Genomic DNA, 26,849 nt, shown 5'->3' with positions numbered 1-26,849 from the left:
GTTTATTTATGCTACCTTACTTACTATCCTATCGAATAATAATTTTAGCATCTTAACTCTAGCAAAATACGATTTTTGATCGCACTGATCCATATTGTTGCTTATCACATCATATGACTTTGGAACATCTTATGCAGACGATTATTACCAACATTTCTAGCTATATACAAAACGTATATCAGAAAGCTGGAGGATTCATTGAGGAAGAACGAGAATTTGCACTATCTCAAGTATTTTTAAATGCCACATTAAAACGCTTTGTTACAGACAATGTAGGGTTGCTTAAAGATTTACATGCAGATGTCCATGACGATTGGTTACGCTTATATGCAACAATTCACGTACAAGGGTTGCATACAACGCTATCGGTAGACTTAAAACTTCTAAAAATGGAGTTAAACAACAATATTCAGCTAATTGTATTTGAACAAATTAGTAACACTCAAATTGTAAGTGCAAAATTTAAAAATAAATTTCAAAAATGGGCAATTCTCTCAGCTCTTTTCTTTTATCAAAAAGTTCTCAAAAAAGACCCTTTAGGAAAAATTCTGCAACACTTTAATGTACTTGAAGTAAAAGATGGACTACTTTACCTAGATTTAAACAAATGGTTAGGAAAAAATCGTTCTATTATTGATACTCTTAGCAAAGTAAATGTAAACCATGCACGTCTGCAAGAAACAGAACTGGTTGTTATGGGAAAAGTTAATTTAGAAGCAATTATGCGAATTAAGAATATGGCAAAAGAAACGCCGACTTCCTCAAATTAAATACATATCTTGCACAGACGCAATATCTTGATTCACTAAAATATAGAACATCATTTGTTGAAGTCTTCCCTATAGGAACAAGATAAGCATGCAAATAAAAAAGTTTTTACAAGGTGCTCTACTGACAAGCGCAGTTATGTTTTCTGTACATAGCTTCGCACTTACACCATTTCAAGCCACTTATCAATTTGCTTACAATGGACATAATATTAGTACTGCAACGCGCACACTACAAGCAACTGAAAATAACCATTGGACATATCAATTCACTGCAAAGGCAGGCATACTTGCTTCCGCAACAGAAACGAGCCAATTTACATTTAGCAATGATAAAGTCATTTCAGATAAATTTTCTCGCGCTACGAAATATATTGGTATTTCAGATGCCTTAAATATTAATTTTAACCATGCAGATAAAAAAGTTACAACGAACAAAGATGGTACATTACGTAATTTCCCACTTGAAAATAATCCATTAGATGAACTAAATGCCGAAATACAAATTCGAGAGGATTTGAAAAATAATCGCCTTAAACCTGTTTATTACATTACCGATGCCAAAGGAATTGATGCCAGAAAATTTGTGAACCTTGGAGAAGAAACAGTAAAAACTCAATATGGCAACTTCAAAACAATGAAGTTTAAGCTTGAGCACAACAAACCAGAGCGTAACACCCTCTTTTGGCTTGCACCTCAACTTGACTACTTACCCGTCAAAGTTGCACATAATGATGGCGCTAACTCCTACTCTATTTCACTAATTAACTATAAATGGCAATAAAATAATCAATTTTCCAACTTTTGGCTTGCAATTTCTCGGATGCTTTTTAAAATACGCTTTTGCTTAAAAAGCATCCATTTTGTAGAGGTTCCGCCAGTGCAAGCACTAGAACAGAAAATCTTAACTGAAGGTATCGTTCTATCTGATAACGTTCTCAAAGTCGACGCTTTCTTAAACCACCAAATTGATCCTGTTCTCATGCAGAAAATTGGTAAAGAATTTGCAGCACGATTTAAAGATCAAGGTATCACTAAGATCATTACCATTGAAGCATCAGGAATTGCTCCTGCTGTTATGGCGGGTTTAGAACTTGGTGTACCTGTCATTTTCGCACGTAAATACCAATCTTTAACATTGAAAGATGATTTATATCGTGCAAAGGTTTACTCTTTTACAAAGCAGACAGAAAGCACGATTGCCATTTCAAATAAACACATTCATAGTACTGACAATGTGCTTATTATTGATGACTTTCTTGCAAATGGGCAAGCAGCTTTAGGCTTGGCAGATCTTATTCACCAAGCAAATGCAAATATCGTAGGTATTGGCATTGTCATTGAAAAATCTTTCCAAACTGGAAGAGAGTTTCTTATTGAGAAAGGATACCGTGTCGAATCACTTGCACGCATTCAGTCACTAGACGATGGCAAAGTTACTTTCGTACAAGAGTAATATTGAATTCTTAAAAGACCGCTTTAAAGCGGTCTTTTTTATGTCTAGTACTGTAGTTTTAATACAACCTTTGCTAATCGCTCACCTTGAGCAATACATAAGACTTTTTCATCTTCTGAAATAGCCTGATCATGGCGTGATCCACTTACATGAGTCGCACCATACGGCGTACCACCTGTTTTAGTACTTGATAAAGCAGACGTTGCATTGGTTAGCCCTAACATCATCATGCCATGATGTAAAAGCGGAATATACATACTTAACAAAGTACTTTCTTGCCCACCATGCATAGCACCTGAAGCTGTAAATACACATGCAGGCTTATCATGTAATGCCCCACTTAACCACAAACTAGTCGTCTGATCCCAAAAGTATTTCATTTCACTTGCCATATTTCCAAATCTTGTTGGAGAGCCAAGTGCTAGTCCTGAACAGTGTTCTAGCTCTTCTAAAGTACAATAAATATCACCGTCATCAGGTATACTGGCTTCAGCAACATTCACAACAGTAGATATTTTCGGTACAGTACGAATTTTTGTAGCCATACCTGTTCGCTCAATACCATCTGCAATAAGATGAGCCATATCTTTTGTTGTGCCATACTTACTATAATAAAGTACTAAAATATAGGGTTTCATTCTATCTAAATTCATTTTTCTAAAAATAAACTATACGGTATTTTTTACTATTTTTCTTAAAGGCTATACACTATTTAGAAATTCGTATTAAAAAAAATCTAGGCAAAGATATATGCTACTGCAATATTTAAAGAAACTGCCCTTTTACGAAAAGACATGGTTTCAATTCCTTTTATTTGTCATACTTCGCTTCGAGTCAGATCGTTGCCGTGATAAAGCTGCCTCACTAACATATACAACACTATTTGCTGTCGTTCCTATGTTAACTGTTTTTTTAGTGATTATTTCTTCTATTAAAGCACTAGAACCAGCACGCCAACAGCTACAAGAACTCATTTATAGTAACTTCTTGCCAAAAAGCTCTATTGCTTTCGATCAAACACTCAATTCATTTACAGAAAAATCGAGCAACTTAACAGCAATTGGTATTCTTTTCTTATTCATTACATCAGTCATGATGTTAAACAGTATCGAAGATGTATTTAATCGTATATGGCGTATTAAAGACAAACGTAGCGGTATTATTGGTTTTATGCGCTATTGGACTATTATTTCATTGGGTCCAATTCTTCTAGGAAGTGCTTTTGCACTTTCATCTGCTGTGGCTTCTTTAAATATATTACACAATAATTTTACTGGCTATCATATTGATAGTACTTATTTTCTTGGAATACTCTCTTATGCACTGACTGTATTAGGATTTTTCTTTATTTATTGGACTATTCCAAACAGAGAGGTACCCTTACGCTCTGCTATTGTTGGTGCTATTTTCAGTGGAACAATTTTCCAACTACTTAAAACCTTTTTTGGTTACATCATGTCAAACTTTACAAGCTACGAGCTTGTATATGGTGCTTTTGCTGCTGTTCCGATTTTTCTACTATGGATTTTCCTTTCTTGGAACATCATCCTACTTGGTGTAGAAGTTAGTTTTGCACTTACCTCTTTTAGTACAGGAAAAGTTCAGAAACGCCACCCTATGGTCATGATGCTTGACATACTAGAATTATTTTATAAAAAGCAACTTACAGGAGATACTGTTAGTGAAAAAGAAGGCTTAAAAATTCTTGGACGTGGTGAGGTTGGTCGTTGGCCTACTTATATTGAAATTCTGGAAACACAGCAAATTATTCGTAGAACGGATACAGATGAATATGTATTAGTAAGAAATCTAGCTCATATCGATTTTTGGGAGTTCTATACAAAGTTACCATTTAACCTCCCATTAAAAAAAGATATTGGGAATATTCACCCTGATGATGAATGGATGAATCGACTAAGTCCAACACTTATTGATACAGATGAATATCTCTCCGCAAAATTTTCTATCCCACTTTCATCACTCTTTGAAGAGAAATAAAAATAAAAATACCGCTTTATGCGGTCTTTTTATTTATTGCAAACTTATTTGACAAAGGTATTCCATGTAAATACTTGTTTTTTACCGTGAAGTACCATTTTTATTTGATCATTAGATTTTAATGCTGCAACACCTTCAGGTGTACCTGTCATAACCACATCACCCTCTTCAAGAGTAAATGCCTGACTCATATCACATAACATTTGTGCAATTGGGAAAAGTAATAAACTGGTATTCCCTTTCTGCCGACTTTCATCATTGACGAATAATTCATAAGAAATGTTATCCCATTCATTTACTTCACTCGTACTGATCCATTCACCCAATACACAAGAACCATCAAAAGCCTTCGCACGTTCCCACGGTTGCCCATTTCCCTTAAGCTCTGTTTGCAAGTCCCTCAAAGTAAGATCCAAACCCAATGTCACTGCACCAATTGCCTGTAGAGCGACTTTGGGGTCAGTTTCTTTAGAAAGCTTTTTATCTATACGCAGAGTTAGCTCACATTCATGATGACAGCTTCCTAGACTAGTATTCCATTGAATACCATCTTCCAAAGTAACTAGACTACTTGGTGGCTTAATAAAAAGTACAGGTACTGTGGGTATCGCATTACCCAATTCTTTTGCATGTGCTGCATAGCTTCGTCCTACACACACAATTTTTGACGGCCTTTGCATATTCTTTCCCTATTTATTATTCTGCTATTACTAAAAACAAAAGCAACCTATTATCCACGTAATTTAGTAAATGTGTTCTCAAACAATGTTTGGTCATTTGCATCTAATGCACGCTTTGGAATAATAAGTACAGCACGTGTCTTCAGTTCAATAACATATGTTAATTTACCTTGAGCAAAATGCTTTACTTCTTTGTAGCTAAACTCTCTATCTCGATCATTTGAACTCATGACTGCATGATCTTGATACAGTACAAGCTTTTGTTCCTTCTTTCCAAGTTGATAACGTACAAACTGACGTTTAAAAATCATTGGTAATAACCAATAACGTACAGCCAATTGAATAAATAGAAAGAGTGCACCCAAGCCTACATAATAGCGACCTGCTCCATTAAAACCAACATAGAATCCAAAGACAATAAGACCTATACTAATTAATGGTGTAATAAATTGGGTAAATTGTTTTTTGCCAAGCGTAATTAGTTTGAAGCCATCTTGTGACTCTTCTAAATTTAATACATATTGCAAAGATAAAGCAGGTTTTTGCGCGGTCATAACAAAGTCATTTCGTTTAAATACAACTGTTTTATTAGACCATAAAGATGAGTTTTTTAGAATCTAGATAGTTTTTATAGACACAAAAAAACCGCTTTTTATTTAGCGGTTTTTTTTAAGTGGTGCGCTCAGAGAGATTCGAACTCCCGACCCCTTAGTTCGTAGCCAAGTGCTCTATCCAGCTGAGCTATGAGCGCATCGTCTTAATGGAGTCGCATTATACGCACTTTTTAAAAGTGTGTAAGTCTTTTTTTTAAATTTTCAACCATATGTACTTTTATTAAACAAAAAACATATATTTAGCAATATTTATTTAAACCACCTAAAATATAGGCACAAAAAAACCGCATTTAAGCGGTATTTTTCAAATTGGTGCGCTCAGAGAGATTCGAACTCCCGACCCCTTAGTTCGTAGCCAAGTGCTCTATCCAGCTGAGCTATGAGCGCATTAATTTGTTTGCCTAGGGCATGTTCATTTCTTTACTTGGTGCGCTCAGAGAGATTCGAACTCCCGACCCCTTAGTTCGTAGCCAAGTGCTCTATCCAGCTGAGCTATGAGCGCGTTAAGTAAAGTGGCGGTGAGAGAGGGATTCGAACCCTCGATACAGTTACCCGTATGCATCCTTAGCAGGGATGTGGTTTCAGCCACTCACCCATCTCACCGGAACGACACGAATAATACAAAGGAAATGACAGTTACGCAAGCGAAGTCTTCATTTTTTTATAAAAATAATGACTAGTTAATTACTTTTTAAACAATTTTACCTTTTTTGTTGTATTTATAAACAACTTCTTGTCTTTTTAAAAAGATAACTGAACAATAGCAAAGATATCATACAAATTTGCAATCTATCACGTGCAGTCTTTCTCTGTATGACTTATGCTAAACCTAACTGCGATAAGAAGCTAAATATATATGAAAAACTGGGTCGATCCTGAAGCAAAAGCTGAAGCTGAACGCTACGATAATCCAATTCCAAGCCGTATTCTCATTTTAGAAACACTTACAACCTTAGATAAACAGCTGTCACATGCCGAACTTGTAGATCATTTCGACATTAAAGATGAAAAAAGCATAGAAGCACTCAGTCACCGACTCAGCGCAATGATTCGTGATGGTCAACTGGGCAAAGAAGGTATGAAATACTTTATATTGCCTGAACAGCCTGCACATGATGCCACAATTTATATTAATAATAAGGGCTTAGGCTCTGCCAATATTGATGGCAAAAATGATTTACTACTCCCTGAAAGAGAGCTACGACTAGTTTTTAATGGCGATCGTATCAAGGTCCGTCAAACTTCAGTTGACCGCAAAGGAAAAGCTTGGGGCTATATCGAAGAAGTTACACAGCATCGTGTTAAACAAGTCATTGGTAAACTGTCAGTTCATGACAATGAGTATTTTATTCAGCCAGCCACACCCAATCAGCATCAACCAATTACTTTAGAAAAAGAATTGATCGAACATGCCAAAGCAAAGATTGGAGATACACTTCGTGTTGCCATCGATGACTATCCAACAAGAGATACTTTTGCAACAGGCCATATCGTTCAATCTATGGCAGATAAAGCTGATACTGAAATCATTATTCCTCAGACGATCTTAGAGTTTGGTTTGCCTTATGAATTTCCTAAAGAGGTTATTGATGATGCAGAAAGCTTTAAAGAACCAACAGCCACCGACTGCAAAGGGCGTGTAGACCTCCGTGATTTACCATTAGTCACTATTGATGGTGAAGATGCTAGAGACTTCGATGATGCAGTCTATGCAGAAAAACGTCCTGGCGGTGGCTACCGTGTAGTTGTGGCAATTGCTGATGTGAGTCACTATGTTCGCACAGATAAGCCGTTAGATAATGAAGCACAAGATCGTGGTACTTCAGTTTACTTCCCACATTTTGTTTTACCTATGTTGCCTGAAGCTCTTTCGAATGGATTATGTTCGTTAAATCCTCATGTAGATCGACTATGCATGGTGTGTGATCTGACTCTTTCACGCTTAGGTCGTGTGACAGGATATGAATTCTACCCTGCTGTAATGCACTCAAAAGCACGTCTTACATATACTCAGGTTGGTTCATACTTTAACGGCGATTCTAATGCTGTACCGCAAGATCGTACAATTCAAAAGTCACTGAATACATTGTTCCAAATGTATTCGGTATTGAAATCTCTACGTGAAAAACGTCATGCAATGGAGTTTGAAACGACTGAAACTTACATGACGTTTGATGAACTTGGGGGTATTAAAGAAATATTACCTCGCCATAGAAATGATGCACACAAGCTCATTGAAGAATGTATGTTGCTAGCCAATGTCGCTGCAGCTGACTTCTCACTGAAAAATGATATTCCAATGCTTTATCGTGTACATGAAGCACCAGAACATACAAAAATCCAAAAAGTACGCGATTTTGTAAAAATGCTTGGTCTACATTTCCCAGAACAACCAACACAAGAAGACTATCAGCGTGTTATTGAAGCGACCAAAGACCGTATAGATGCTCAAAGCATCCATGCTGTACTCCTTCGCTCTATGATGCAAGCCTACTACGGCGCAAAAAATGCAGGACACTTTGGTCTTGCTTACGATGCTTATACACACTTTACTTCACCAATTCGTCGCTATCCTGACTTGTTATTACACCGTGCAATCAAAGCAAATCTACAAAAGAAACCATACCCTATTTCAGGTGCAGAACTAGATGATGCAGGAGAGCATTTCTCTCAAACTGAACGCCGTGCAGATGAAGCATCACGTAGTGTAACTTCATGGTTAAAGTGCCACTACATGAAACAGCACCTTGGTGATGAGTTCATTGGTCATGTCAGTGCTGTCACTGAGTTTGGTTTATTTATTACACTGAAAGACTTATATGTTGATGGCATGATTCATATTAGCCAACTCGGTGATGACTTCTTTGTTTATGACATTGCGAGCCAAACACTAATTGGTCAAAATAGAGGTCAAATATTTGGACTAGGCGATGAGGTTAAAATTAAAGTTGCGGGCGTAAACTTAGACGAACGTAAAATTGATTTTGAATTATTGAAACAAGTGACACATGCAGGACGTACCGTACGTGAACGTGCGCCACGTGCTGCAAGATCGACTGTTGCTACTGTTAAAGAAGAGATTTTCATACCAACAGCAAAGGCCAAAACAGAAGATGAGCCACAACAAACATCTGCAAAAGAGCATAAGCCGAAGAAAAAGAAAAAATCAAATAAACCGAGCTCTTACAGTAAAAAAGCCAAATCATCTGCTAAACAAGATGTCAAAGCTGAAAAAAAAGCAAAGGTGAAAAAGAAAAAAAAGAAATCTAATGCGAAGCCTAAAATAGCTGAATAAGCAGTGTATTCCGAGTATGAAAGATATTTCGTACTCGGAATTTTTATGACTTTAATGATGCAATCATTGTATTTATATTTATATATGCTTGCTGTGCAACAGTATCATCGTATCCTTCTACTAAAAATCGACTTATAAGTCCTTCTAAAATATGATAAACCAAGTCTGCGATCACAGTATAGTTTCTCAATGATTCACATGCTTGATAGACATAATCCCTTAACCATATTTTATGTATTCTTGCATATTCAATTAAGTCATCCTGTGTTTTATTCGATTCACCCACAACACGTACAAACATACAGCCTTTAAAAGACTCAGACTGAAACCATTCAAAATGCCATCTTAAAATACTATTTACTTTTTCTTCACTTGTATGACTTTCAACATACGTCATTAAGCTATGACGATACTGTGCATCTCTCACACTAAGCACCTGTTTTATTAGTTCATTTTTATTTTTAAAATGCGTATAAAGTGTTGTTTTTGAACAGCCAGAGATATCACGTATTAAGTCGACCCCAACACCTGTAAAACTTTGTTCATTAAAAAGTTTTTCTGCTGTATCTAGTATTTTTAAAGCTGACTTAGACATACCCTCTCCAATAGTACAGATCTGTACTTATTAAAAACCCACTGCTATACTGCATATAATAGTACAAATCTGTACTTTCACATAGAGATATTCCATATGAAGTCTATTTTTCATGGTAAAGAGAAAGTTCCTGCAAGAGCATCAAATAAAGAAATTTTTTATGGTTTTATGGGTGGCATGATCAGTATTTTCAGCCTTTTATTTATCACTCAACTTTCAGGACATTTACTCATTATGGCACCATTTGGTGCGAGCTGTGTTCTACTTTATGCCGCGCCACAATCACCGTTAGCTCAACCACGTAATATTATATTTGGACACTTCATTTCAGCAGCAATTGGTCTAATTTTTCTAAATATTTTAGGGACTTCTGTCTTTAGCATTGCCTGTGCTGTTGGTCTAGCTATTGCATGTATGCAATTCTTTCAATGCGTACATCCTCCCGCAGGTGCAAATCCATTGGTTATTTTACTTACAGCACATGAAATCACATATCATTGGAGTTTTTTATTTTTTCCTGTATTACTCGGCTCTGTTACATTAGTTGCTATTGCCTATGCTGTACATCAAATAAGTCAAAGTAAATGGCCTATATATCAACTAGGGCTGCTTAAAACACCACCCAACAAATAATAAACTTGGCTTTTCTAAAATAATCCGATACTTAACCTTGATTTTTCAAGCAATCAGACATACATCTAATAAATAGAGATCATTTTTGGTGAATTCAATGACATTACAACAAGCAATACTTCCTACCCCCGACTTTTCTAATATTGAATTGCCAGTATTAAAAACTCAAATTGAAAATGCAATTCATCAAGGACAAACTTTTTTAGATCAATTACAAACTGTCCCTGAGGCCAACTTGGCTCAACAAGATGTCATTAATGAACTAGATGAACTTAGCAATAAATTAGATGAAGTATTTGGATTACTGTCTCACCTCAATGCTGTGATGAATAATGCTGAGACTCGTGAGATATATCAGGCAGTTTTACCACAACTTAGTCAATACTATACAAATATGGGACAACATACCGTTCTATATCAAACCTATCAACAATTCCATGACAGTCAACTTTTCTCAACATGTTCTGAAGCACAGCAAAGTGCAATTCGTCTTGCATTACGTGATTTCAAACTTTCAGGTGTTGCATTAAAAGGCGAACAGAAAAAACGTTATGCAGAAATTTCAGCACGACTTTCACAACTTTCGTCTGACTTTTCAAACCATGTACTTGATGCAACACAAGCCTACTTTAAGCCCCTTAATCATAATGAATTAGCAGGATTACCTGAAAGTAGTATTGAACTGCTTAAGCAATATGGAGCACAGCGAGAATTAGAACAACCTGTTGCTACACTCGACTTTCCTTCTTATCTTGCAATTATGACCTATGCAAAAGATCGCAAATTGCGCGAAACGCTTTACCACGCCTATACTACAAGAGCATCTGACCAAGCTGAGCAACCAGAGTTAGACAATACGCAAGTCATGGAAGAAATTTTAAAATTGCGTCAAGAGAAAGCAAATCTACTCGGTTTTGAACATTACGCAGACTTTTCTTTAGCAAGTAAAATGGCACCTGATGCAAATACTGTAGAAAAATTCTTATTCGATCTTGCTGAACATGCCAAACAACCTGCTCAACAGGAAGTCAGTGAGCTTAAAGCGATTGCCTTACAAGATGGTATTGAAGACTTACAACCGTGGGATGCAACGTATTACTCTGAAAAATTAAAGCAACAACAGTTCAATCTTTCTCAAGAAGAACTCAAGCCTTACTTCCCTGCACCGAAAGTAGTTAATGGACTCTTTAGTATTGTTAAAAAGCTTTACAACCTAGACATTATCGAAAGAATTGCTCCTGTATGGCAATCCGATGTGAAATACTATGAAATAGAAGATCATGGTCAAGTTATTGCAGGCTTTTATTTAGACTTATATGCACGTAGCGGTAAGCGCGGTGGCGCATGGATGAATGGCTTCAGAGCACGCATGCAAACTAAGGAAAGCTTACAAAAACCTCTTTGCTATATGGTCTGTAATTTCACTCCACCGGTTGGCAACCAACCTGCGCTACTTACACATGATGAAGTTATTACTCTCTTCCATGAATTTGGACATGGCTTACATCACATGCTCACAGAAGTAGATAATATTGCTGTTTCAGGTGTAAATGGTGTTGCTTGGGATGCTGTTGAACTACCAAGCCAATTTATGGAGTTTTGGGCTTGGGATAAAGTATCGTTAGACCAACTGACCGAACATGTAGAAAGCAAAGAAACACTCCCACAAGAGCTATTAGATGCTCTACTCAATGCACGCTTTTTCCAGTCAGGTATGCAAACTTTACGTCAGCTTGAGTTTGCGCTTTTTGACTTCACGATTCATCAAAAGTCTCCTGCATTAAATGCAGAATCTATTCAAAAAACACTTGATGATATTCGTAAACAAATTGCTGTTTTGCCAACAACAGTAGAAAACCGTTTCCAGCATGGGTTTAGCCATATTTTTGCAGGCGGTTACGCTGCTGGCTACTACTCATATAAATGGGCAGAAGTTTTAGCAAGTGATGCCTTTGATCGCTTTGAACAAGAAGGGGTATTCAATACAAAAACAGGACAAGACTTTAGATCATCCATTCTTGCTGTTGGTGGTAAATATGATGCATTAACTGCTTTTAGCAATTTCCGTGGTAGAGCACCAAAAATTGATGCATTACTTCGTCATCAAGGTTGGACACCAACAATACAAAGCGCTTAAACTGACAGCACACACTGGTTAATGAGTCACGCTTAATATGAAGATAAAAAAACGATTTATTGCAGGGGTTAGATGCCCAAAATGTAATAGTCTCGATCGAATTATTATGCTGACTCATGAACAGCGTGAATGGATTGAATGTGTTGAATGCGATTATTCTGATAATCGCCCTACACCAGAACAAGTACACCAATATCCTAAAGATGATATTGGTGTTATACAATTTAAACCTAGAAACCACTAGACCACTGGAAAGTCATTATGAAGTATAAAAAAATACTTTCATTTATTTTTATAAGTTTGTCTATAAATGTAGCAATGCATACTTCTTATGCTCACTCTCTTACAAACACAGAATATTCTCTACAAAAAGAACAACATGATAAATTTAATGATGAGATTCAAAGACTAAAAGAAAGAAAGAAAGAGCTATTCAAACAACAAAAGACGATCGATAAGATCATACATCTTAAAGAAATTCAGTTAAAACAATCAGAGGAAAAGTTAAACATAAAAAAAGTAGCATGAACGACGGTTTTGCCCATGCTACTATAAACTTTGTATTCAAAATATATCGCTTAACCCATACTTATAAGAATAAGGAACAGTTTAGACAAAATCATTTGCCTACTTATCACTATTTCATGTCATTTAAGTCATATGAATTAGAACCTTGATATAATTTAGAAACTATTTTTAATTTTTTAAAATTCTCACAAGAGAGTTGATCTCTCCAAATAATATATGTTGCTTTCGAAGCATTACTATAGATCACAAAATATAAGTAATGATCTAAAACATAAATGTTCTCTAGTTGTAAAACTAATCCACTATCAAACTGAATAGTCCAAATACTTTTATCCAATATCGCTATAGATGATAGTCTAGGCAATGTTCTAATAAAAACAGTATAGATAAGGCACAATAAAAGCATGCATGCAATCCAATACTCCATAAGAAGCACTTGATACAGCATATAACTTATCCCGACCATACAACAAATTTGAACAAAAATGGCAAGTTTACTTTTAGGGTTAATAGAACAATATAAGTTAGCCATGTATATATTTTTTGAGCTTTATAATTAAACTCTGCATCTCTTGTGTAGGAGCTTTTGAAGTTTCCATCAACCAATCTAATATATCAGGGTCTTCATAAGTAATAAGTGTTTCAAATAATACTTGCTCATCTAAGGATGCATTCAAATAGTAGTTTTTAACATACGGATCAAAATATACATCTATTTCTTTTAAACCCCTTCTTGCTCTATAAATTGTTTTTCTCTGTATTAATGTCATACTTTCCGTCACTATTACATCCTTATAGCAATAAGCTCATCTTATTATTTTACATAAATACTCTAAGATTTTCCCTAGAGCAATAAAAAAGGCCGGAAAATCCGGCCTTTTTGTCAGAATAAAAAATTATTCTGCTGAAGTATTAACTTCACGGTCTACTAACTCAACGTAAGCCATTGGTGCTGCATCTCCAGCACGGTGACCTGCTTTAAGTACACGTAGATAACCGCCGTTACGTTCTTTATAACGAGGGCCTAGAACGGTAAATAATTTACCAACAGTTGCTGCATTACGAGTACGAGCAAACGCGATTCTGCGGTTTGCTACTGTATCGTTTTTAGCTAAAGTGATTAAAGGCTCAGCAACACGACGAAGCTCTTTCGCTTTAGGCAAAGTTGTTTTAATTAACTCATGCTCAACTAAAGCATTTGTTAAATTTTGGAACAACGCCTTACGATGGCTGCTTGTACGGCCTAATTTCACACCACTATTACGATGACGCATGGTGATAGTCCTACTTAATTAACGGCTACGATAGGCAAAACGGTCGTCCATACGAAGACTAGCAGGTGGCCAGTTTTCTAGACGCATTCCGAGTTGTAAACCTTTCGATGCCAAAACATCTTTAATCTCAGTTAACGATTTTTTACCTAAGTTTGGAGTTTTTAATAACTCAACTTCAGTGCGTTGAACGAGATCACCAATGTAGTAAATATTTTCTGCTTTTAAACAATTCGCAGAACGAACAGTAAGCTCTAGATCATCTACTGGACGAAGCAATATTGGATCAACTTCTTCGCGAGGTTCTTGAGCAACAGGTGCTTGATCTTTCTGAAGGTCAACAAAAATTGCAATTTGTTGTTGCAAGATTGTTGCCGCTTTGCGGATAGCTTCTTCAGGATCAACCGTACCATTTGTTTCAAGATCGATGACCAACTTATCAAGGTCAGTACGTTGTTCCACACGTGCATTTTCTACAGTATATGAAACACGATTGATTGGGCTATAACTTGCATCTAACTGTAAACGACCAACAGGACGTGTTTCACCTTCCGGGAAACGTGAGTCAGATGTTTCATAACCACGACCTTGTGCGACTTTCAGGCGCATTTTTAATGAACCTGTAGCGCTTAAAGTCCCGATCAAATGCTCAGGGTTAACCAACTCAACATTATGTGGTAAACGAAGGTCAGCAGCTGTTACATCTCCTGGCCCTTGCTTTTCTAATGTTAAATATGCTTCATTTTGATCGAACAGCTTAATCGACAATCCTTTAAGGTTCAGCAAGAGCTCGACGATGTCCTGCTGCAAGCCTTCTAAAGTACTGTACTCGTGCTCGACGCCTTCTATTTCTACTTCAACCACAGCTGCGCCAGGTAAAGAAGAAAGTAGGATGCGACGTAAAGCATTACCAAGAGTATGGCCAAAACCACGCTCTAAAGGTTCAAGAATCACTTTTGCCGAGGTCCCGCTTGCCGCTTCGACCTTGATCGCTTGCGGAGTTAGAAACTCGTTTGCAGTACGCGTCATTTATTGCTACCTCAAGGATTATTTAGAATACAATTCTACAATCAAGCTTTCATTGATTTCAGCAGGTAGATCAGAACGATCAGGTGCAGCTTTGAACGTACCTTCAAACTTAGAGTGATCAACTTCAACCCAAGCAGGAATGCCACGTTGGCTTGCTAGCTCAACTGCATTTTTAATACGCAATTGTTCTTTAGCACCTTGATGTACAGCAACTACATCACCCGCTTTTACTTGAATAGACGCAATGTTTACGCGACGACCATTCAAAGTGATAGAGCGGTGACTTACTAGCTGACGAGCTTCTGCACGTGTAGAACCAAAGCCCATGCGATAAACAACGTTATCTAGACGGCTTTCAAGCAGTTTCAACAAGTTTTCACCTGTTGCGCCTTTAACACGAGCAGCTTCTTTATAGTAATTACTAAACTGACGTTCTAAAACACCGTACATACGACGTACTTTTTGTTTTTCACGTAATTGTAGTGAATACTCTGATTGCTTAGCACGTGATTGACCGTGTTGGCCTGGTGCTTTCGCGTGTTTTTTAGTTTTGACGTCAAATGGTTTAACGCCAGATTTAAGTTGTAGGTCAGTCCCTTCGCGACGAGAGAGTTTGCATTTTGGACCAATATAACGAGCCATGAATGTATCTCCTTAGACGCGACGTTTTTTAGGTGGACGGCAACCGTTGTGAGGAATAGGTGTCACATCGGTAATGCTGCTAATCTTATAACCCACTGCTCCTAATGCACGAACCGCAGACTCACGACCTGGACCAGGTCCTTTTACAAGGACTTCCAAGTTTTTCAAACCGTAATCTAAAGCTGCTTTACCAGCAACTTCAGCAGCTACCTGAGCAGCAAACGGAGTTGATTTACGTGAACCACGGAAGCCTTGTCCACCTGAGGTGGCCCAAGCCAATGCATTACCTTGACGATCGGTAATCGTAACAATGGTGTTATTAAAAGACGCGTGAATGTGTGCAACACCTTCAGAGACGGTACGTGTGACCTTCTTGCGTGTGCGAGTATCTTTAGCCATCTTTTAGCTTCCAGAAATCTTACTTTTTAATCGGTTTGCGCGGACCTTTACGGGTACGTGCGTTAGTTTTTGTGCGTTGACCACGGACAGGCAAGCTACGACGATGACGAAGGCCACGATAGCAACCTAAATCCATTAAACGTTTAATGTTCATGGAAATTTCGCGACGTAAGTCACCTTCGGTTGGAACCTTAGCAACTTCTGCACGAATCGCATCAAGCTGAGCATCATCCAAATCACGAACTTTAGTAGTGTTTGCAATGCCAGCAGCTGCAAGAATAGTTTCCGCAGTGTGACGACCAACACCAAAAATGTACGTGAGGGAGATAACAGCATGCTTGTTATCCGGAATGTTTACACCGGCAATACGAGCCATTCACTTTCTCCAAAAAGGCAGTTGAGTTGACTAACCGCCCATTAAAATCTTTAAGGGGCGGATATTAACTCAATTCGCCTACTGAAATCAACAGTCTAAGTTATTTTATTAACCTTGACGCTGCTTATGACGAGGTTCAGCGCTACAAATTACGCGAATAACCCCATTACGACGGATAACTTTACAGCTACCACAAATTTTCTTTACAGAAGCTTGTACTTTCATGATGAAAACCTCTAAGTGCGCTTATCCCTTAGGATGAGCAGTCGTTTTTTTCATCAATGTTTGATTGTCATATTGATGAGATGTTAAATGTGACTGCAATTGAGCCATAAAATCCATCACAACAACTACAACGATTAGTAGCGATGTACCACCTACATTCATCGTCATACCAAATGAACTTTGCAGAATCATTGGCATTAAACAAATTGCAGTAATATATACAGCACCAATAAATGTCAAACGATTGAGAATATGATCTAAATAACGAGCAGTTTGCTCACCTGGGCGTATACCAGGCACATAAGCTCCGCTGCGTTTTAAGTTCTCTGATACTTCTTTAGGACTAAAAACTAATGCCGTATAAAAATAACAGAAAAAGATAATTAACGCACCAAAGAGCACCAAATACAAAGTATGTCCAGGCGATAAAACAAGTGCCAAATCTTGCAATGAGCGTTTGACTACGCCAGCATTTGGATCAGCACTCCCTACCCATTGACCAAGACTTGCTGGAAATAACAGCAATGAACTAGCAAAAATGGCTGGGATCACCCCTGCCATATTAATTTTTAATGGCAAGTGTGTTTGCTGTGCCGTAAAAATACGACGACCTTGTTGCTTTTGCGCATAATTAACTGCAATTCGACGCTGGGCTTTTTCAATAAATACAATAGCAACCATAACTGCCAATGCAATTAAAGCTAAAATTGCAACACCAATAAGACTTGTTTGACCATTTTCAACTGATGAGAAAGACTGCAATGCAATATTTGGCAAGTTTGCCACAATCCCTGCAAAAATAATCATAGAGATACCATTACCGACTCCACGTTCAGTAATTTGCTCTCCAAGCCACATCAGGAACATTGTTCCAGCTATTAAAGATGTAACTGCAGGAATATAAAATTCCAAGCCTGATGTTAAGGTAATACCTTGACTAATCAAACCTGCACACATACCTACTGCTTGAACAACACCTAAAATAAGTGTGCCTTGACGCGTGTACTGGTTAATTTTACGCTTACCTTGCTCACCTTCTTTTTTCAAAGCTTCGAGCGAAGGAATAACCGTTGACATTAACTGCACAATAATAGATGCAGAAATATACGGCATAATTCCTAAAGCAAGAATAGACATTCGTTGTAATGCACCGCCAGAGAACATATTAAATAAACCAAGAATTGTTCCTTGATTTGCATTAAATAAGTGCTCAAGCGCTGCATTATTAATGCCTGGTACGGGAATATGCGATCCTAGTCGAAAAACCAATAGTGCACAGATAAGGAACACCATGCGACGGATGATTTCACGATATTTCACATGAAATGGTTGGCCTTTCATCATGTGGACATGACCTGAAGAACTAGGAGACATAGACACTCGTAATTACTCCTCGACTTTACCGCCAGCAGCTTCAACAGCAGCTTTAGCGCCTTTAGTCAATGCAACACCCTTAACGGTAAATGCACGAGTTACTTCACCAGAAAGTACGATACGAGCACGCAATTGGTCATGACGTACAACGTTTGCAGCTTTTAAAGTCTCTAGGCTAACGATATCGCCTTCAACTTTATTTAATTCAGAAACACGTACTTCAGCAGTTTTAAGTGCCATTTGGCTTGTAAAACCAAATTTTGGTAAACGACGATAAATCGCTGTTTGACCACCTTCAAAACCTGGACGAACGCCACCGCTTTTACGTGAGTTTTGACCTTTAATACCGCGACCACCTGTCTTACCAACACCAGATCCGATACCGCGACCAAGACGACGGTGTTCACGTTTAGCACCTTCTGCAGGTGATAATTCATTTAAACGCAGAGTCATGGCTTATTCCTCTACACTAACCATATAGTAGACTTGATTGATCATACCACGGTTAGAAGGAGTATCTTGCACTTCTACAGTATGACCGATGCGACGCAGACCCAAACCTTGTAGGCAAAGTTTGTGATTTTTCAAACGATGCGAAGAAGATTTGATCTGGGTAACTTTAATCGTTTTCATGATTGATTACCCTTGAATTTCTTCTACTGTTTTACCACGTTTCGCAGCGACTTTCTCAGGAGAAGTCATATCACGCAGACCATTAAAAGTCGCGTTTACTACGTTAGCAGCATTTGTAGAACCATAACATTTAGCAAGTACGTTATGTACACCAGCCGCCTCTAAAACAGCGCGCATAGCACCACCAGCAATTACACCAGTACCTTCAGAAGCAGGTTGCATATATACACGACTTGCGCCATGACGAGCATTCACAGGGTGTTGTAAAGTGTTTCCGTCTAAGTCAACAGTAATCATGTTACGACGAGCAGCTTCAAGTGCTTTAGAAATAGCAGCAGGAACTTCACGTGCTTTACCACGACCAAAACCAACACGACCGTTACCATCACCTACCACAGTTAATGCTGTGAAAGAGAAAATACGACCACCTTTAACAACCTTGGCTACACGATCAACGGCAACCAGCTTCTCAACGAGACCTTCGTTTTGTTCAACTTTCGCCATGATTAGAACTCCAAGCCGCCTTCACGGGCAGCATCAGCCAAGGCTTTAATACGACCATGATATTTAAAACCAGAACGGTCAAATGCAACTTTTGTAATACCTGCTGCTTTTGCGCGTTCCGCAATTAAAGCACCAACTTTAGTCGCTGCTTCAACGTTACCAGTAGTATTACTACGTAAAGATGCATCTAAAGTAGAAGCTTGTGCTAATACTTTTCCACCATCTGCTGAGATAACTTGAGCATAGATGTGACGCGGAGTGCGATTTACACACAAACGAGTCGCACCCAATGCACGAATGTGCAAGCGTGTGCTTTTCGCACGACGCAAACGGGATTGTTTCTTTTCGTTCATAAGAACCTCGCGCCCTATTTCTTCTTAGCTTCTTTACGAAGAATAACTTCATCCGAATAACGAACACCTTTACCTTTGTATGGTTCAGGAGCACGGTATGCACGGATATTTGCAGCTACTTGACCTAACAACTGTTTGTCTGCTGATTTTAGCAATACTTCAGTTGGAATTGGAGTTTCTGCAGTTACACCTTCAGGCAATGTGTAATCGATTGGGTGAGAGAAACCTAAGTTAAGATTAACTACGTTTCCTTTAACCACAGCTTTGTAACCAACGCCAACTAATTGTAGTTTGCGTTCGAAGCCTTCGTTTACACCTTTCACAAGGTTGTTTAACACAGCGCGAGCAGTACCAGCTTGCATCCAAGCATCTTGCGAGTCTTTTAACGGAGCAAGGTGAAGTTTACCTTCTTCCTGTTTTAGCTCGACCAGCGCATGCAGGTTGAAAGACAGAGTACCTTTACTGCCTTTCACTACGACCTGCCGGCCGTTCTGAGTAACTTCTACACCATTTGGTAGAGTTACTGGGGCTTTAGCCACACGAGACATGAGGAATCACCTATTAAGAAACAAAAGCAATAACTTCACCACCGATACCTGCAGCACGTGCAGCGCGATCAGTCATGATGCCTTTGCTTGTAGAAACAATTGCAATACCTAAACCTTGCTTAACGCTAGGAATTTTATCTTTACCGCGATATTGGCGTAAACCTGGACGGCTTACACGTTTCACAGTTTCAATAACTGGTTTGCCTTCAAAATATTTTAAGGTAATTGTTAATGTAGCTTTGCCTTCATTATCAGCAACTTCTACATTTGAAACATAACCTTCTTGCTCTAATACGTTTGCAATAGAAACTTTTAGTTTAGAGCTTGGCATAGAAACAGTTTCTTTCTTAGCCATTTGTGCGTTACGAACACGTGTTAGCATGTCGGCAACGGTATCTTGCATACTCATTATAGTCGCCCCTTACCAGCTAGCTTTCACAACGCCCGGCACATCACCTTGCATTACTGTATCACGTAGTTTATTACGGCTTAAGCCAAACTTACGGAAGTAACCATGAGGACGACCAGTTAAACCACAACGGTTGCGAAGACGTACAGGAGATGCATTACGCGGCAATGCTTGTAATTTTAGCATTGCTTCGAAACGCTCTTCATCGCTAGCATTTACATTTGCAATCGTTGCTTTTAATTCAGCACGTTTTGCAGCAAATTTAGCAACTGTTTTTTCGCGCTTTAATTCGCGATTAACCATACCTTTCTTAGCCATATCGACCTCTTATTTGAACGGGAAGCCGAATGCACGCATAAGCGCACGGCCTTCGTCATCGGTGCGAGCAGTCGTAGTAATAGTAATATCCATACCACGAATACGATCAATCTTGTCAAAATCGATTTCAGGGAAAACGATTTGTTCTTTCAATCCCATTGAGTAGTTACCACGACCATCAAATGATTTCGCTGAGAAACCACGGAAGTCACGGATACGAGGAATTGTGATTGAAATCAAACGGTCCAAGAATTCGTACATATGTTCGCCGCGTAAAGTAACTTTACAACCGATTGGCCAACCATCACGGATTTTGAAACCTGCGATCGATTTACGTGCAAGCGTAAGTACTGGTTTTTGACCAGCAATTGCTTGCATATCAGATAATGCGCCATCTAATAATTTCTTATCAGCAGCAGCAGCACCTACACCCATGTTTAGAGTGATTTTAGTAATGCGAGGAATTTCCATCACATTCGAAAGGCCAAGTTCTTCTTTCAACTTTGCCTTAAGTTCGTCGTTATAACGTGTTTTAAGTCTGGCCATTGCCTTTTCAACCTATTACTTCGCTACCGCCACTGATTCACCATTTGATTTATAAACGCGAGATTTCACGCCATTTTCATCACGTTGGTAACCAACACGGTCAGCCTTTTGGGTTGTAGCATTTAAAATTGCCACGTTTGAGATATGAAGAGAAGCCTCTTGAGTAACAATACCGCCTTCAGCGCCAGTTACACGGTTTGGCTTTTGGTGTTTCTTCACTAAGTTAAGGCCTTCAACCTTAACACGGTCATTCGAAACAGACAAAACAGTACCTTGTTTGCCTTTTTCTTTACCTGCGATCACAATAATTTGATCGCCTTTTCTGATCTTAGCCATGATTGCCTCTTATAGAACTTCAGGAGCCAATGAAATAATTTTCATGAACTGTTCAGTACGAAGTTCACGAGTCACTGGTCCAAAGATACGGGTAGCAATCGGAGCTTTGTTTGTATTCAACAAAACTGCAGCGTTGTCATCAAAACGGATCAAAGAGCCGTCTGGACGACGAATACCGAATTTTGTACGAACTACAACCGCATTCATCACGTCGCCTTTTTTAACACGGCCACGCGGAATTGCTTCTTTTACAGTAACTTTAATAATGTCGCCAACAGAAGCATAACGACGATGTGAACCACCTAGTACTTTAATACATTGTACGCGGCGTGCACCACTGTTGTCTGCTACGTCGAGCATCGTTTCGGTTTGAATCATTGCCCTACTCCAAAACCGAGCATCACCGGTCACAATTTCGAAAGACGCATAGCGTACTCGAAATTGACCAATGATGCAACAAGAACTAATTACTCAGCAGCTGCTTCAACTACTTCCACTAAAGTCCAAGCTTTAGTTTTAGAAATTGGGCGGCTTTCTTTAATGGTTACAACATCGCCAATTTTAGCAACATTATTCTCATCATGAGCGTGTAATTTTGTTGAACGGCGAAGTGATTTGCCATACAACGGGTGTTGAACTCGGCGCTCAATAAGCACAACAATAGATTTCTCCATTTTGTCACTTACAACTTTGCCAGTTAACGTGCGGACTGTATTTTCACTCATTGTCCGTTCCCCTGTTTTTCGGTAAGGAGTGTCTTTATGCGAGCAACTGTCTTACGAGCAACCCCAACTTCGTGTGATTTACCCAACTGACCAGTTGCTTGCGCCATACGAAGACGGAATTGATTTAACTGTTGCTCATCAAGCAAAGTTTTCAACTCTTCTACCGATTTTTCACGTAGATCTTTAGTTTTCATTACATTACCGTCCGAGTCACGATAGCGGTTTTAAACGGAAGTTTAGCAGCAGCTAAAGTAAATGCTTCACGCGCTAATTCTTCGCTTACACCTTCCATTTCGTACAGGATCTTACCTGGCTTAATCTCGCTAACCCAGTATTCAACACTACCTTTACCTTTACCCATACGAACTTCTAAAGGTTTTTCAGTAATTGGCTTGTCTGGGAATACACGAATGTAGATTTTACCACCACGCTTAACGCGACGGCTAATGGTACGACGTGCAGCTTCGATCTGACGAGCGGTCATACGACCACGTTCAACGGATTTAAGTGCAATTGTACCAAATGATACTGTACTTCCGCGATGAGCTAGACCAGTGTTACGGCCTTTTTGCACTTTACGGAATTTCGTACGTTTAGGTTGCAACATGAATTATTCTCCTTTAGCAGCAGAACGATCATTGCGACGACCACGACGCTCTTGACCTTCACGACCACGACCACGTTTAGCTGGACGCTCTTCTTGTGGTGCAGGGTTCATGACTTGTTTCATGCCACCTAAGATTTCACCGCGGAAAATCCAAACTTTAACGCCAATCGTACCGTAAGTTGTTTCGGCACGCATAGTCGCATAGTCAATATCTGCACGAAGTGTATGCAATGGAACACGTCCTTCACGATACCACTCAGTACGTGCGATTTCAGCACCGCCTAAACGACCAGAAACCTCAACTTTGATACCTTTAGCACCAGCACGCATTGTATTTTGAACCGCACGCTTCATAGCACGACGGAACATTACACGTTTTTCTAGTTGAGAAGCGATACCTTCAGCAACTAAACGCGCGTCAAGGTCAGGGCGATCAACTTCATTGATAACTACTTGCGCAGGAACACCCATAATTTGAGTAAGTTCACGCTGTAATTTCTCAATATCTTCGCCTTTTTTACCAATAACGATACCAGGACGAGCTGTGCTAATTGTAATTTTAGCAGCGCCTGTAGGACGCTCGATAAGAATTTTACTTACCATTGCGCTCTTAAGTTTTTTAGTTAAAAACTCACGAACTTGTAGGTCTTTTAGTAAATATTCTGAATATTGTTTCGGATTCGCATACCAGTTAGCGTTATGACGTTTCACAACACCTAGGCGGATACCGATTGGATGAACCTTCTGACCCATATCAAACCCCTACCTTAACGGTGATGTGACAAGTACGCTTAGTAATACGATCCGCACGACCTTTTGCACGAGGCATGATACGTTTTAGGCTCATACCTTCGTCAACAAAGATTGTTGTAACTGTCAGATCATCAACATCTAAGCTATTGTTATGTTCAGCGTTTGCGATTGCAGATTCTAGTGCTTTTTTCACTAGAGTAGCTGCTTTCTTGTTGCTAAAGTTCAAAATATCAAGCGCACGTGCAACTGATTTACCACGGACTTGATCAGCAACCAAACGCGCCTTTTGTGCCGAGATAGCGGCACCGCGTAGTTTTGCAGTAACTTCCATCATAGCACCTATTAACGTTTAGATTTCTTATCAACACCGTGACCACGATAGGTACGAGTTGGCGCGAATTCACCGAGTTTATGACCAACCATATGTTCAGAAACAATTACTGGAACATGGTTACGGCCATTGTGAACAGAAATTGTTAAACCAACAAAGTCTGGGAGGATCATCGAACGACGAGACCAAGTTTTGATCGGCTTGCGAGAATTACTAGCAACAGCCGCTTCAACCTTAGCGAACAAGTGCGCATCGACGAATGGGCCTTTTTTCAATGAACGAGGCATTAGTCAGATTCCTTTACTTGTTACTTAACGCGACGGTCGCGAATAATCATCTTAGTCGTACGCTTATTGGTACGTGTTTTGTACCCTTTAGCTTTTTGACCCCATGGGCTTACAGGTTGAATACCCTTGTTACGCCCTTCACCACCACCATGCGGGTGATCAACCGGGTTCATTGCCATACCACGTACGGTAGGACGAACACCGCGCCAGCGAGAAGCACCAGCTTTACCTAGAGAGCGCAAGTTGCTTTCTTGGTTAGATACTTCACCGATTACAGCACGACATTCAACATGAACTTTACGCATTTCGCCTGAACGCAGACGAATAATTGCATAAGAACCATCACGACCCAATAATTGTGATGAAGTACCAGCAGAACGAACTAATTGTGCGCCCTTACCAATTTTCAACTCAATATTGTGAAGTGTAGAACCGATTGGCATATTACGAAGTGGTAAGCAGTTACCTGGACGAATTGGAGCATCGTTTCCAGATTGTACTTTATCACCAGCACGCAAGCCCTTAGGAGCAATAATATAACGACGCTCACCATCAGCATATTTCAATAAAGCAATATGTGCTGTACGGTTAGGATCGTATTCAATACGCTCTACAGTAGCAGGAATACCATCTTTGTTACGTTTAAAGTCAACAATACGGTAATGTTGTTTATGACCACCGCCAACGTGACGAGTAGTAATATGACCGTTATTATTACGACCACCAGATTTCTTTTTGCTTTCTACCAACGCAGCAAAAGGGCGACCTTTGTGAAGATGGTTATGAACCACTTTCTCTACAAAGCGACGTCCTGGAGACGTTGGCTTACATTTTTGAATCGGCATAATTTTCGTCCTTATTCCGCTGTGTTTTCAGCGGTATCGCCCAAGTCAGCCATTTCAACATCTTGGCCAGCTTTCAGGGTGACGTATGCTTTTTTAACATCAGAACGACGTCCTAATGTCTTACCAAAGCGCTTTGTTTTACCTTTAGTGATCGTTGTATTTACTTTAACAACTTCCACACCAAAAAGTTGCTCAACCGCTTTTTTAACTTCAAGTTTAGTTGCATTTAAGTCAACTTTAAAAACTTGAACACCAGCAGTTTCGCCTAAAACTTGTGCTTTTTCTGAGAATACTGGTCCACGTAGGACTTGATAGATACGTTCGTTGTTCATCCGAGTTCTACCTCAATTTTCTTAGCAGCAGCTACAGACATCACAACCTTATCAAACGCAATCAAGCTAACAGGATCGATTGCAGTTGCGTCTACCACATCAACGTGCGGTAAGTTGCGAGCTGCAAGATATAAGTTCTCTTCCACTGCATCAGTTACGATCAATGCACGCGGAGCGTTCAATTCGTTTAGTTTAGCTAGCAATTCTTTAGTCTTAGGCGCAGCAACCTGCACATCTTCAACCAATACTAAGCGTTCTTGGCGAACAAGCTCAGCAAGAATACATTGCATAGCACCGCGATACATTTTACGGTTAACTTTTTGAGACCAGTCTTGTGGACGAGCAGCAAATGTTTTACCACCGCCAACCCAGATTGGGCTACGAATAGAACCAGCACGCGCACGGCCAGTACCTTTTTGACGGAATGGTTTTTTACCACCACCAGAAACTTCGCCACGTGATTTTTGAGCACGAGAACCTTGACGGCCACCAGCTAAATAAGCTGTTACCACTTGGTGTACAAGCGCTTCATTAAATTCACGTCCGAAAGCAACTTCAGACAACTCAACAGCAGAGCCGGAAACAGTTTGTAAATTCACGTTATTTCCCCTCAAGCCTTGATAGTAGGACGAACTACAACGTCACCACCAGTTGAACCAGGGATAGCACCCTTAACAACAAGTACTGAGCGCTCAGCGTCAATAGATACAATCTCAAGACCTTGAACTGTTACGCGATCATCACCTAGGTGACCAGGCATTTTTTTGCCTTTAAATACGCGTCCAGGAGTTTGGTTTTGACCTGTAGAACCTAAAGCACGGTGAGATACAGAGTTACCGTGAGTTGCGTCTTGCGTACGGAAGTTCCAACGCTTAACACCACCTTGGAAACCTTTACCTTTTGATTGACCAGTTACGTCAACTACTTGACCAACTGCGAACAAATCAACACCGATAGTTCCACCAATTTCGCGACCTTCAAGCTCAGCTTCCGTTACACGGAATTCTTTCACTAAACGACCAGCTGCAACACCAGCTTTTGCATAGTGACCTTTTTGAGCGTTTGTTACGCGTGATTCACGACGTTCGCCAGTTGTTACTTGAACAGCTTGATAACCATCAGTTTCAAGTGTTTTGATTTGAGTGATACGATTTGGATCAACTTCAATCACTGTAACTGGCACAGAAACGCCGGCTTCCGTAAAGATACGGGTCATACCGCACTTACGACCGACTAAACCAATAGCCATGTGTGTAAACCTCTTAAAATGCGGCTTAATTAACAGAGTTAATCAACCGACAAG

At 39.3% G+C, this 26,849-nt stretch carries 40 protein-coding genes, 4 tRNA genes and 1 pseudogene; 9 read left to right on the top strand and 36 right to left on the bottom strand.

Translation table 11 applies throughout. The features are described from left to right. The first annotated feature begins 131 nt into the window (after positions 1-131). The 3 genes from AC1MPL_RS04305 to AC1MPL_RS04295 all read left to right on the top strand — a co-directional run bounded on the left by AC1MPL_RS04305 (position 132) and on the right by AC1MPL_RS04295 (position 2,223). On the top strand, positions 132-770 hold the full coding sequence (locus tag AC1MPL_RS04305; RefSeq protein ID WP_479764491.1) for a hypothetical protein: 639 nt from the start codon (positions 132-134) through the stop codon (positions 768-770). Between the two features lie 88 nt (positions 771-858). After that, a complete protein-coding gene (locus AC1MPL_RS04300) occupies positions 859-1,551 on the top strand; it encodes a DUF3108 domain-containing protein (RefSeq protein ID WP_479764490.1) in 693 nt (230 codons plus the stop codon). A gap of 96 nt (positions 1,552-1,647) precedes the next feature. Next, on the top strand, positions 1,648-2,223 hold the full coding sequence (locus tag AC1MPL_RS04295) for a xanthine phosphoribosyltransferase (protein ID WP_479764488.1): 576 nt from the start codon (positions 1,648-1,650) through the stop codon (positions 2,221-2,223). 44 nt (positions 2,224-2,267) lie between these two features. Here the strand turns inward: AC1MPL_RS04295 and wrbA are convergent, their stop codons facing one another. Continuing rightward, positions 2,268-2,861 (bottom strand): NAD(P)H:quinone oxidoreductase, encoded by a 594-nt coding sequence (wrbA, locus tag AC1MPL_RS04290; RefSeq protein WP_479764486.1) that lies wholly within the window; start codon positions 2,859-2,861, stop codon positions 2,268-2,270. 112 nt (positions 2,862-2,973) lie between these two features. Between wrbA and AC1MPL_RS04285 the strand changes: the two genes are divergently transcribed. Beyond that, the gene (locus tag AC1MPL_RS04285; protein ID WP_479764485.1) at positions 2,974-4,221 is read left to right on the top strand and encodes a YihY family inner membrane protein; all 1,248 of its coding nucleotides are present in this window, start codon (positions 2,974-2,976) and stop codon (positions 4,219-4,221) included. A 44-nt stretch (positions 4,222-4,265) separates the two neighbouring features. On the opposite strand, the gene AC1MPL_RS04280 is transcribed toward AC1MPL_RS04285, so the two are convergent. The 6 genes from AC1MPL_RS04280 to AC1MPL_RS04255 all read right to left on the bottom strand — a co-directional run bounded on the left by AC1MPL_RS04280 (position 4,266) and on the right by AC1MPL_RS04255 (position 6,118). Continuing rightward, positions 4,266-4,901 (bottom strand): fumarylacetoacetate hydrolase family protein, encoded by a 636-nt coding sequence (locus AC1MPL_RS04280; protein ID WP_479764483.1) that lies wholly within the window; start codon positions 4,899-4,901, stop codon positions 4,266-4,268. 50 nt (positions 4,902-4,951) lie between these two features. Then, on the bottom strand, positions 4,952-5,455 hold the full coding sequence (locus tag AC1MPL_RS04275; RefSeq protein WP_479764481.1) for a YcxB family protein: 504 nt from the start codon (positions 5,453-5,455) through the stop codon (positions 4,952-4,954). A 120-nt stretch (positions 5,456-5,575) separates the two neighbouring features. Beyond that, positions 5,576-5,652: transfer RNA gene (locus AC1MPL_RS04270), tRNA-Arg, on the bottom strand. A gap of 173 nt (positions 5,653-5,825) precedes the next feature. Then, a tRNA-Arg gene (locus AC1MPL_RS04265) sits at positions 5,826-5,902 on the bottom strand. A gap of 38 nt (positions 5,903-5,940) precedes the next feature. Beyond that, positions 5,941-6,017: transfer RNA gene (locus AC1MPL_RS04260), tRNA-Arg, on the bottom strand. Positions 6,018-6,028: 11 nt separating this feature from the next. After that, positions 6,029-6,118: transfer RNA gene (locus tag AC1MPL_RS04255), tRNA-Ser, on the bottom strand. A gap of 253 nt (positions 6,119-6,371) precedes the next feature. Here AC1MPL_RS04255 and rnr point away from each other — a divergent pair. Then, the gene (gene rnr, locus AC1MPL_RS04250; protein WP_479764480.1) at positions 6,372-8,810 is read left to right on the top strand and encodes a ribonuclease R; all 2,439 of its coding nucleotides are present in this window, start codon (positions 6,372-6,374) and stop codon (positions 8,808-8,810) included. 43 nt (positions 8,811-8,853) lie between these two features. Here the strand turns inward: rnr and AC1MPL_RS04245 are convergent, their stop codons facing one another. Next, positions 8,854-9,405, bottom strand: a complete 552-nt coding sequence (locus AC1MPL_RS04245) for a TetR/AcrR family transcriptional regulator (RefSeq protein ID WP_479764478.1) — start codon at positions 9,403-9,405, stop codon at positions 8,854-8,856. Between the two features lie 96 nt (positions 9,406-9,501). Between AC1MPL_RS04245 and AC1MPL_RS04240 the strand changes: the two genes are divergently transcribed. The 4 genes from AC1MPL_RS04240 to AC1MPL_RS04225 all read left to right on the top strand — a co-directional run bounded on the left by AC1MPL_RS04240 (position 9,502) and on the right by AC1MPL_RS04225 (position 12,703). Beyond that, positions 9,502-10,038 carry an HPP family protein gene (locus tag AC1MPL_RS04240; RefSeq protein ID WP_479764476.1) on the top strand — a complete coding sequence of 179 codons (537 nt, stop codon included), beginning with the start codon at positions 9,502-9,504 and terminating at the stop codon, positions 10,036-10,038. 97 nt (positions 10,039-10,135) lie between these two features. Beyond that, on the top strand, positions 10,136-12,175 hold the full coding sequence (locus tag AC1MPL_RS04235) for a M3 family metallopeptidase (RefSeq protein WP_479764474.1): 2,040 nt from the start codon (positions 10,136-10,138) through the stop codon (positions 12,173-12,175). Between the two features lie 37 nt (positions 12,176-12,212). Further along, on the top strand, positions 12,213-12,419 hold the full coding sequence (locus AC1MPL_RS04230; protein WP_479764472.1) for a YheV family putative zinc ribbon protein: 207 nt from the start codon (positions 12,213-12,215) through the stop codon (positions 12,417-12,419). 17 nt (positions 12,420-12,436) lie between these two features. After that, positions 12,437-12,703 (top strand): hypothetical protein, encoded by a 267-nt coding sequence (locus tag AC1MPL_RS04225; protein WP_479764470.1) that lies wholly within the window; start codon positions 12,437-12,439, stop codon positions 12,701-12,703. A 524-nt stretch (positions 12,704-13,227) separates the two neighbouring features. Here AC1MPL_RS04225 and AC1MPL_RS04220 read toward each other — a convergent pair. From AC1MPL_RS04220 to rplC, 28 genes and pseudogenes are all read right to left on the bottom strand, one after another. Further along, positions 13,228-13,485 carry an FAD assembly factor SdhE gene (locus AC1MPL_RS04220; protein ID WP_479764468.1) on the bottom strand — a complete coding sequence of 86 codons (258 nt, stop codon included), beginning with the start codon at positions 13,483-13,485 and terminating at the stop codon, positions 13,228-13,230. 114 nt (positions 13,486-13,599) lie between these two features. Then, on the bottom strand, positions 13,600-13,977 hold the full coding sequence (rplQ, locus tag AC1MPL_RS04215) for a 50S ribosomal protein L17 (protein ID WP_195770998.1): 378 nt from the start codon (positions 13,975-13,977) through the stop codon (positions 13,600-13,602). A gap of 18 nt (positions 13,978-13,995) precedes the next feature. Beyond that, on the bottom strand, positions 13,996-15,003 hold the full coding sequence (locus AC1MPL_RS04210) for a DNA-directed RNA polymerase subunit alpha (protein ID WP_023273380.1): 1,008 nt from the start codon (positions 15,001-15,003) through the stop codon (positions 13,996-13,998). 18 nt (positions 15,004-15,021) lie between these two features. Further along, entirely contained in the window at positions 15,022-15,645 is a 624-nt protein-coding gene (gene rpsD, locus AC1MPL_RS04205; RefSeq protein ID WP_023273381.1) for a 30S ribosomal protein S4, read from the bottom strand. 12 nt (positions 15,646-15,657) lie between these two features. After that, positions 15,658-16,044, bottom strand: a complete 387-nt coding sequence (rpsK, locus tag AC1MPL_RS04200; RefSeq protein WP_023273382.1) for a 30S ribosomal protein S11 — start codon at positions 16,042-16,044, stop codon at positions 15,658-15,660. A 19-nt stretch (positions 16,045-16,063) separates the two neighbouring features. Further along, positions 16,064-16,420 (bottom strand): 30S ribosomal protein S13, encoded by a 357-nt coding sequence (rpsM, locus tag AC1MPL_RS04195; RefSeq protein WP_237415637.1) that lies wholly within the window; start codon positions 16,418-16,420, stop codon positions 16,064-16,066. A 108-nt stretch (positions 16,421-16,528) separates the two neighbouring features. Beyond that, positions 16,529-16,645, bottom strand: a complete 117-nt coding sequence (gene rpmJ / locus AC1MPL_RS04190; protein WP_000867907.1) for a 50S ribosomal protein L36 — start codon at positions 16,643-16,645, stop codon at positions 16,529-16,531. Positions 16,646-16,666: 21 nt separating this feature from the next. After that, entirely contained in the window at positions 16,667-17,986 is a 1,320-nt protein-coding gene (gene secY, locus AC1MPL_RS04185; RefSeq protein WP_479766146.1) for a preprotein translocase subunit SecY, read from the bottom strand. Between the two features lie 45 nt (positions 17,987-18,031). Further along, entirely contained in the window at positions 18,032-18,472 is a 441-nt protein-coding gene (gene rplO / locus AC1MPL_RS04180; RefSeq protein ID WP_023273385.1) for a 50S ribosomal protein L15, read from the bottom strand. A 3-nt stretch (positions 18,473-18,475) separates the two neighbouring features. Continuing rightward, positions 18,476-18,652: a 50S ribosomal protein L30 gene (gene rpmD, locus AC1MPL_RS04175; RefSeq protein ID WP_023273386.1), complete on the bottom strand. Its 177-nt coding sequence runs from the start codon at positions 18,650-18,652 to the stop codon at positions 18,476-18,478. A 6-nt stretch (positions 18,653-18,658) separates the two neighbouring features. Next, complete coding sequence (gene rpsE / locus AC1MPL_RS04170) at positions 18,659-19,156, bottom strand: 30S ribosomal protein S5 (protein ID WP_023273387.1); 498 nt, start codon at positions 19,154-19,156, stop codon at positions 18,659-18,661. Positions 19,157-19,158: 2 nt separating this feature from the next. Then, positions 19,159-19,509, bottom strand: a complete 351-nt coding sequence (gene rplR / locus AC1MPL_RS04165) for a 50S ribosomal protein L18 (protein WP_023273388.1) — start codon at positions 19,507-19,509, stop codon at positions 19,159-19,161. 14 nt (positions 19,510-19,523) lie between these two features. After that, complete coding sequence (gene rplF, locus AC1MPL_RS04160) at positions 19,524-20,057, bottom strand: 50S ribosomal protein L6 (protein WP_479764464.1); 534 nt, start codon at positions 20,055-20,057, stop codon at positions 19,524-19,526. Between the two features lie 13 nt (positions 20,058-20,070). Next, on the bottom strand, positions 20,071-20,466 hold the full coding sequence (rpsH, locus tag AC1MPL_RS04155) for a 30S ribosomal protein S8 (protein WP_023273390.1): 396 nt from the start codon (positions 20,464-20,466) through the stop codon (positions 20,071-20,073). Between the two features lie 12 nt (positions 20,467-20,478). Beyond that, entirely contained in the window at positions 20,479-20,784 is a 306-nt protein-coding gene (gene rpsN / locus AC1MPL_RS04150) for a 30S ribosomal protein S14 (protein WP_023273391.1), read from the bottom strand. Positions 20,785-20,793: 9 nt separating this feature from the next. After that, entirely contained in the window at positions 20,794-21,330 is a 537-nt protein-coding gene (gene rplE, locus AC1MPL_RS04145; protein WP_023273392.1) for a 50S ribosomal protein L5, read from the bottom strand. A 15-nt stretch (positions 21,331-21,345) separates the two neighbouring features. Further along, positions 21,346-21,666: a 50S ribosomal protein L24 gene (gene rplX, locus AC1MPL_RS04140; RefSeq protein ID WP_023273393.1), complete on the bottom strand. Its 321-nt coding sequence runs from the start codon at positions 21,664-21,666 to the stop codon at positions 21,346-21,348. A gap of 9 nt (positions 21,667-21,675) precedes the next feature. After that, positions 21,676-22,044, bottom strand: a complete 369-nt coding sequence (gene rplN / locus AC1MPL_RS04135) for a 50S ribosomal protein L14 (protein ID WP_023273394.1) — start codon at positions 22,042-22,044, stop codon at positions 21,676-21,678. Between the two features lie 89 nt (positions 22,045-22,133). Then, complete coding sequence (rpsQ, locus tag AC1MPL_RS04130) at positions 22,134-22,391, bottom strand: 30S ribosomal protein S17 (RefSeq protein ID WP_195770990.1); 258 nt, start codon at positions 22,389-22,391, stop codon at positions 22,134-22,136. Beyond that, positions 22,388-22,585: a 50S ribosomal protein L29 gene (gene rpmC / locus AC1MPL_RS04125; RefSeq protein WP_023273396.1), complete on the bottom strand. Its 198-nt coding sequence runs from the start codon at positions 22,583-22,585 to the stop codon at positions 22,388-22,390. Before rpmC ends, rpsQ begins: the two co-directional genes overlap by 4 nt. Next, positions 22,585-22,998 carry a 50S ribosomal protein L16 gene (rplP, locus tag AC1MPL_RS04120; RefSeq protein ID WP_023273397.1) on the bottom strand — a complete coding sequence of 138 codons (414 nt, stop codon included), beginning with the start codon at positions 22,996-22,998 and terminating at the stop codon, positions 22,585-22,587. The genes rpmC and rplP overlap by 1 nt, the downstream gene beginning before the upstream one ends. Beyond that, a pseudogene (gene rpsC, locus AC1MPL_RS04115) lies at positions 22,938-23,751 on the bottom strand (30S ribosomal protein S3). Before rpsC ends, rplP begins: the two are co-directional and overlap by 61 nt. A gap of 1 nt (position 23,752) precedes the next feature. Next, complete coding sequence (rplV, locus tag AC1MPL_RS04110; protein ID WP_023273399.1) at positions 23,753-24,082, bottom strand: 50S ribosomal protein L22; 330 nt, start codon at positions 24,080-24,082, stop codon at positions 23,753-23,755. 11 nt (positions 24,083-24,093) lie between these two features. After that, positions 24,094-24,369 (bottom strand): 30S ribosomal protein S19, encoded by a 276-nt coding sequence (rpsS, locus tag AC1MPL_RS04105; protein WP_004869548.1) that lies wholly within the window; start codon positions 24,367-24,369, stop codon positions 24,094-24,096. 20 nt (positions 24,370-24,389) lie between these two features. Next, positions 24,390-25,214, bottom strand: coding sequence for a 50S ribosomal protein L2 (gene rplB, locus AC1MPL_RS04100; RefSeq protein ID WP_479764460.1), 825 nt, complete (start codon positions 25,212-25,214; stop codon positions 24,390-24,392). Positions 25,215-25,225: 11 nt separating this feature from the next. After that, the gene (gene rplW / locus AC1MPL_RS04095; protein WP_023273401.1) at positions 25,226-25,546 is read right to left on the bottom strand and encodes a 50S ribosomal protein L23; all 321 of its coding nucleotides are present in this window, start codon (positions 25,544-25,546) and stop codon (positions 25,226-25,228) included. Next, on the bottom strand, positions 25,543-26,145 hold the full coding sequence (rplD, locus tag AC1MPL_RS04090) for a 50S ribosomal protein L4 (RefSeq protein WP_237410661.1): 603 nt from the start codon (positions 26,143-26,145) through the stop codon (positions 25,543-25,545). Before rplD ends, rplW begins: the two co-directional genes overlap by 4 nt. Before the next feature lie 11 nt (positions 26,146-26,156). Further along, positions 26,157-26,795, bottom strand: a complete 639-nt coding sequence (gene rplC, locus AC1MPL_RS04085; RefSeq protein ID WP_023273403.1) for a 50S ribosomal protein L3 — start codon at positions 26,793-26,795, stop codon at positions 26,157-26,159. Positions 26,796-26,849: the final 54 nt, after the last annotated feature.

It is taken from the genome of Acinetobacter sp. N1-1 (assembly GCF_056711485.1).
This window is presented reverse-complemented; position numbering and strand designations above follow the sequence as displayed.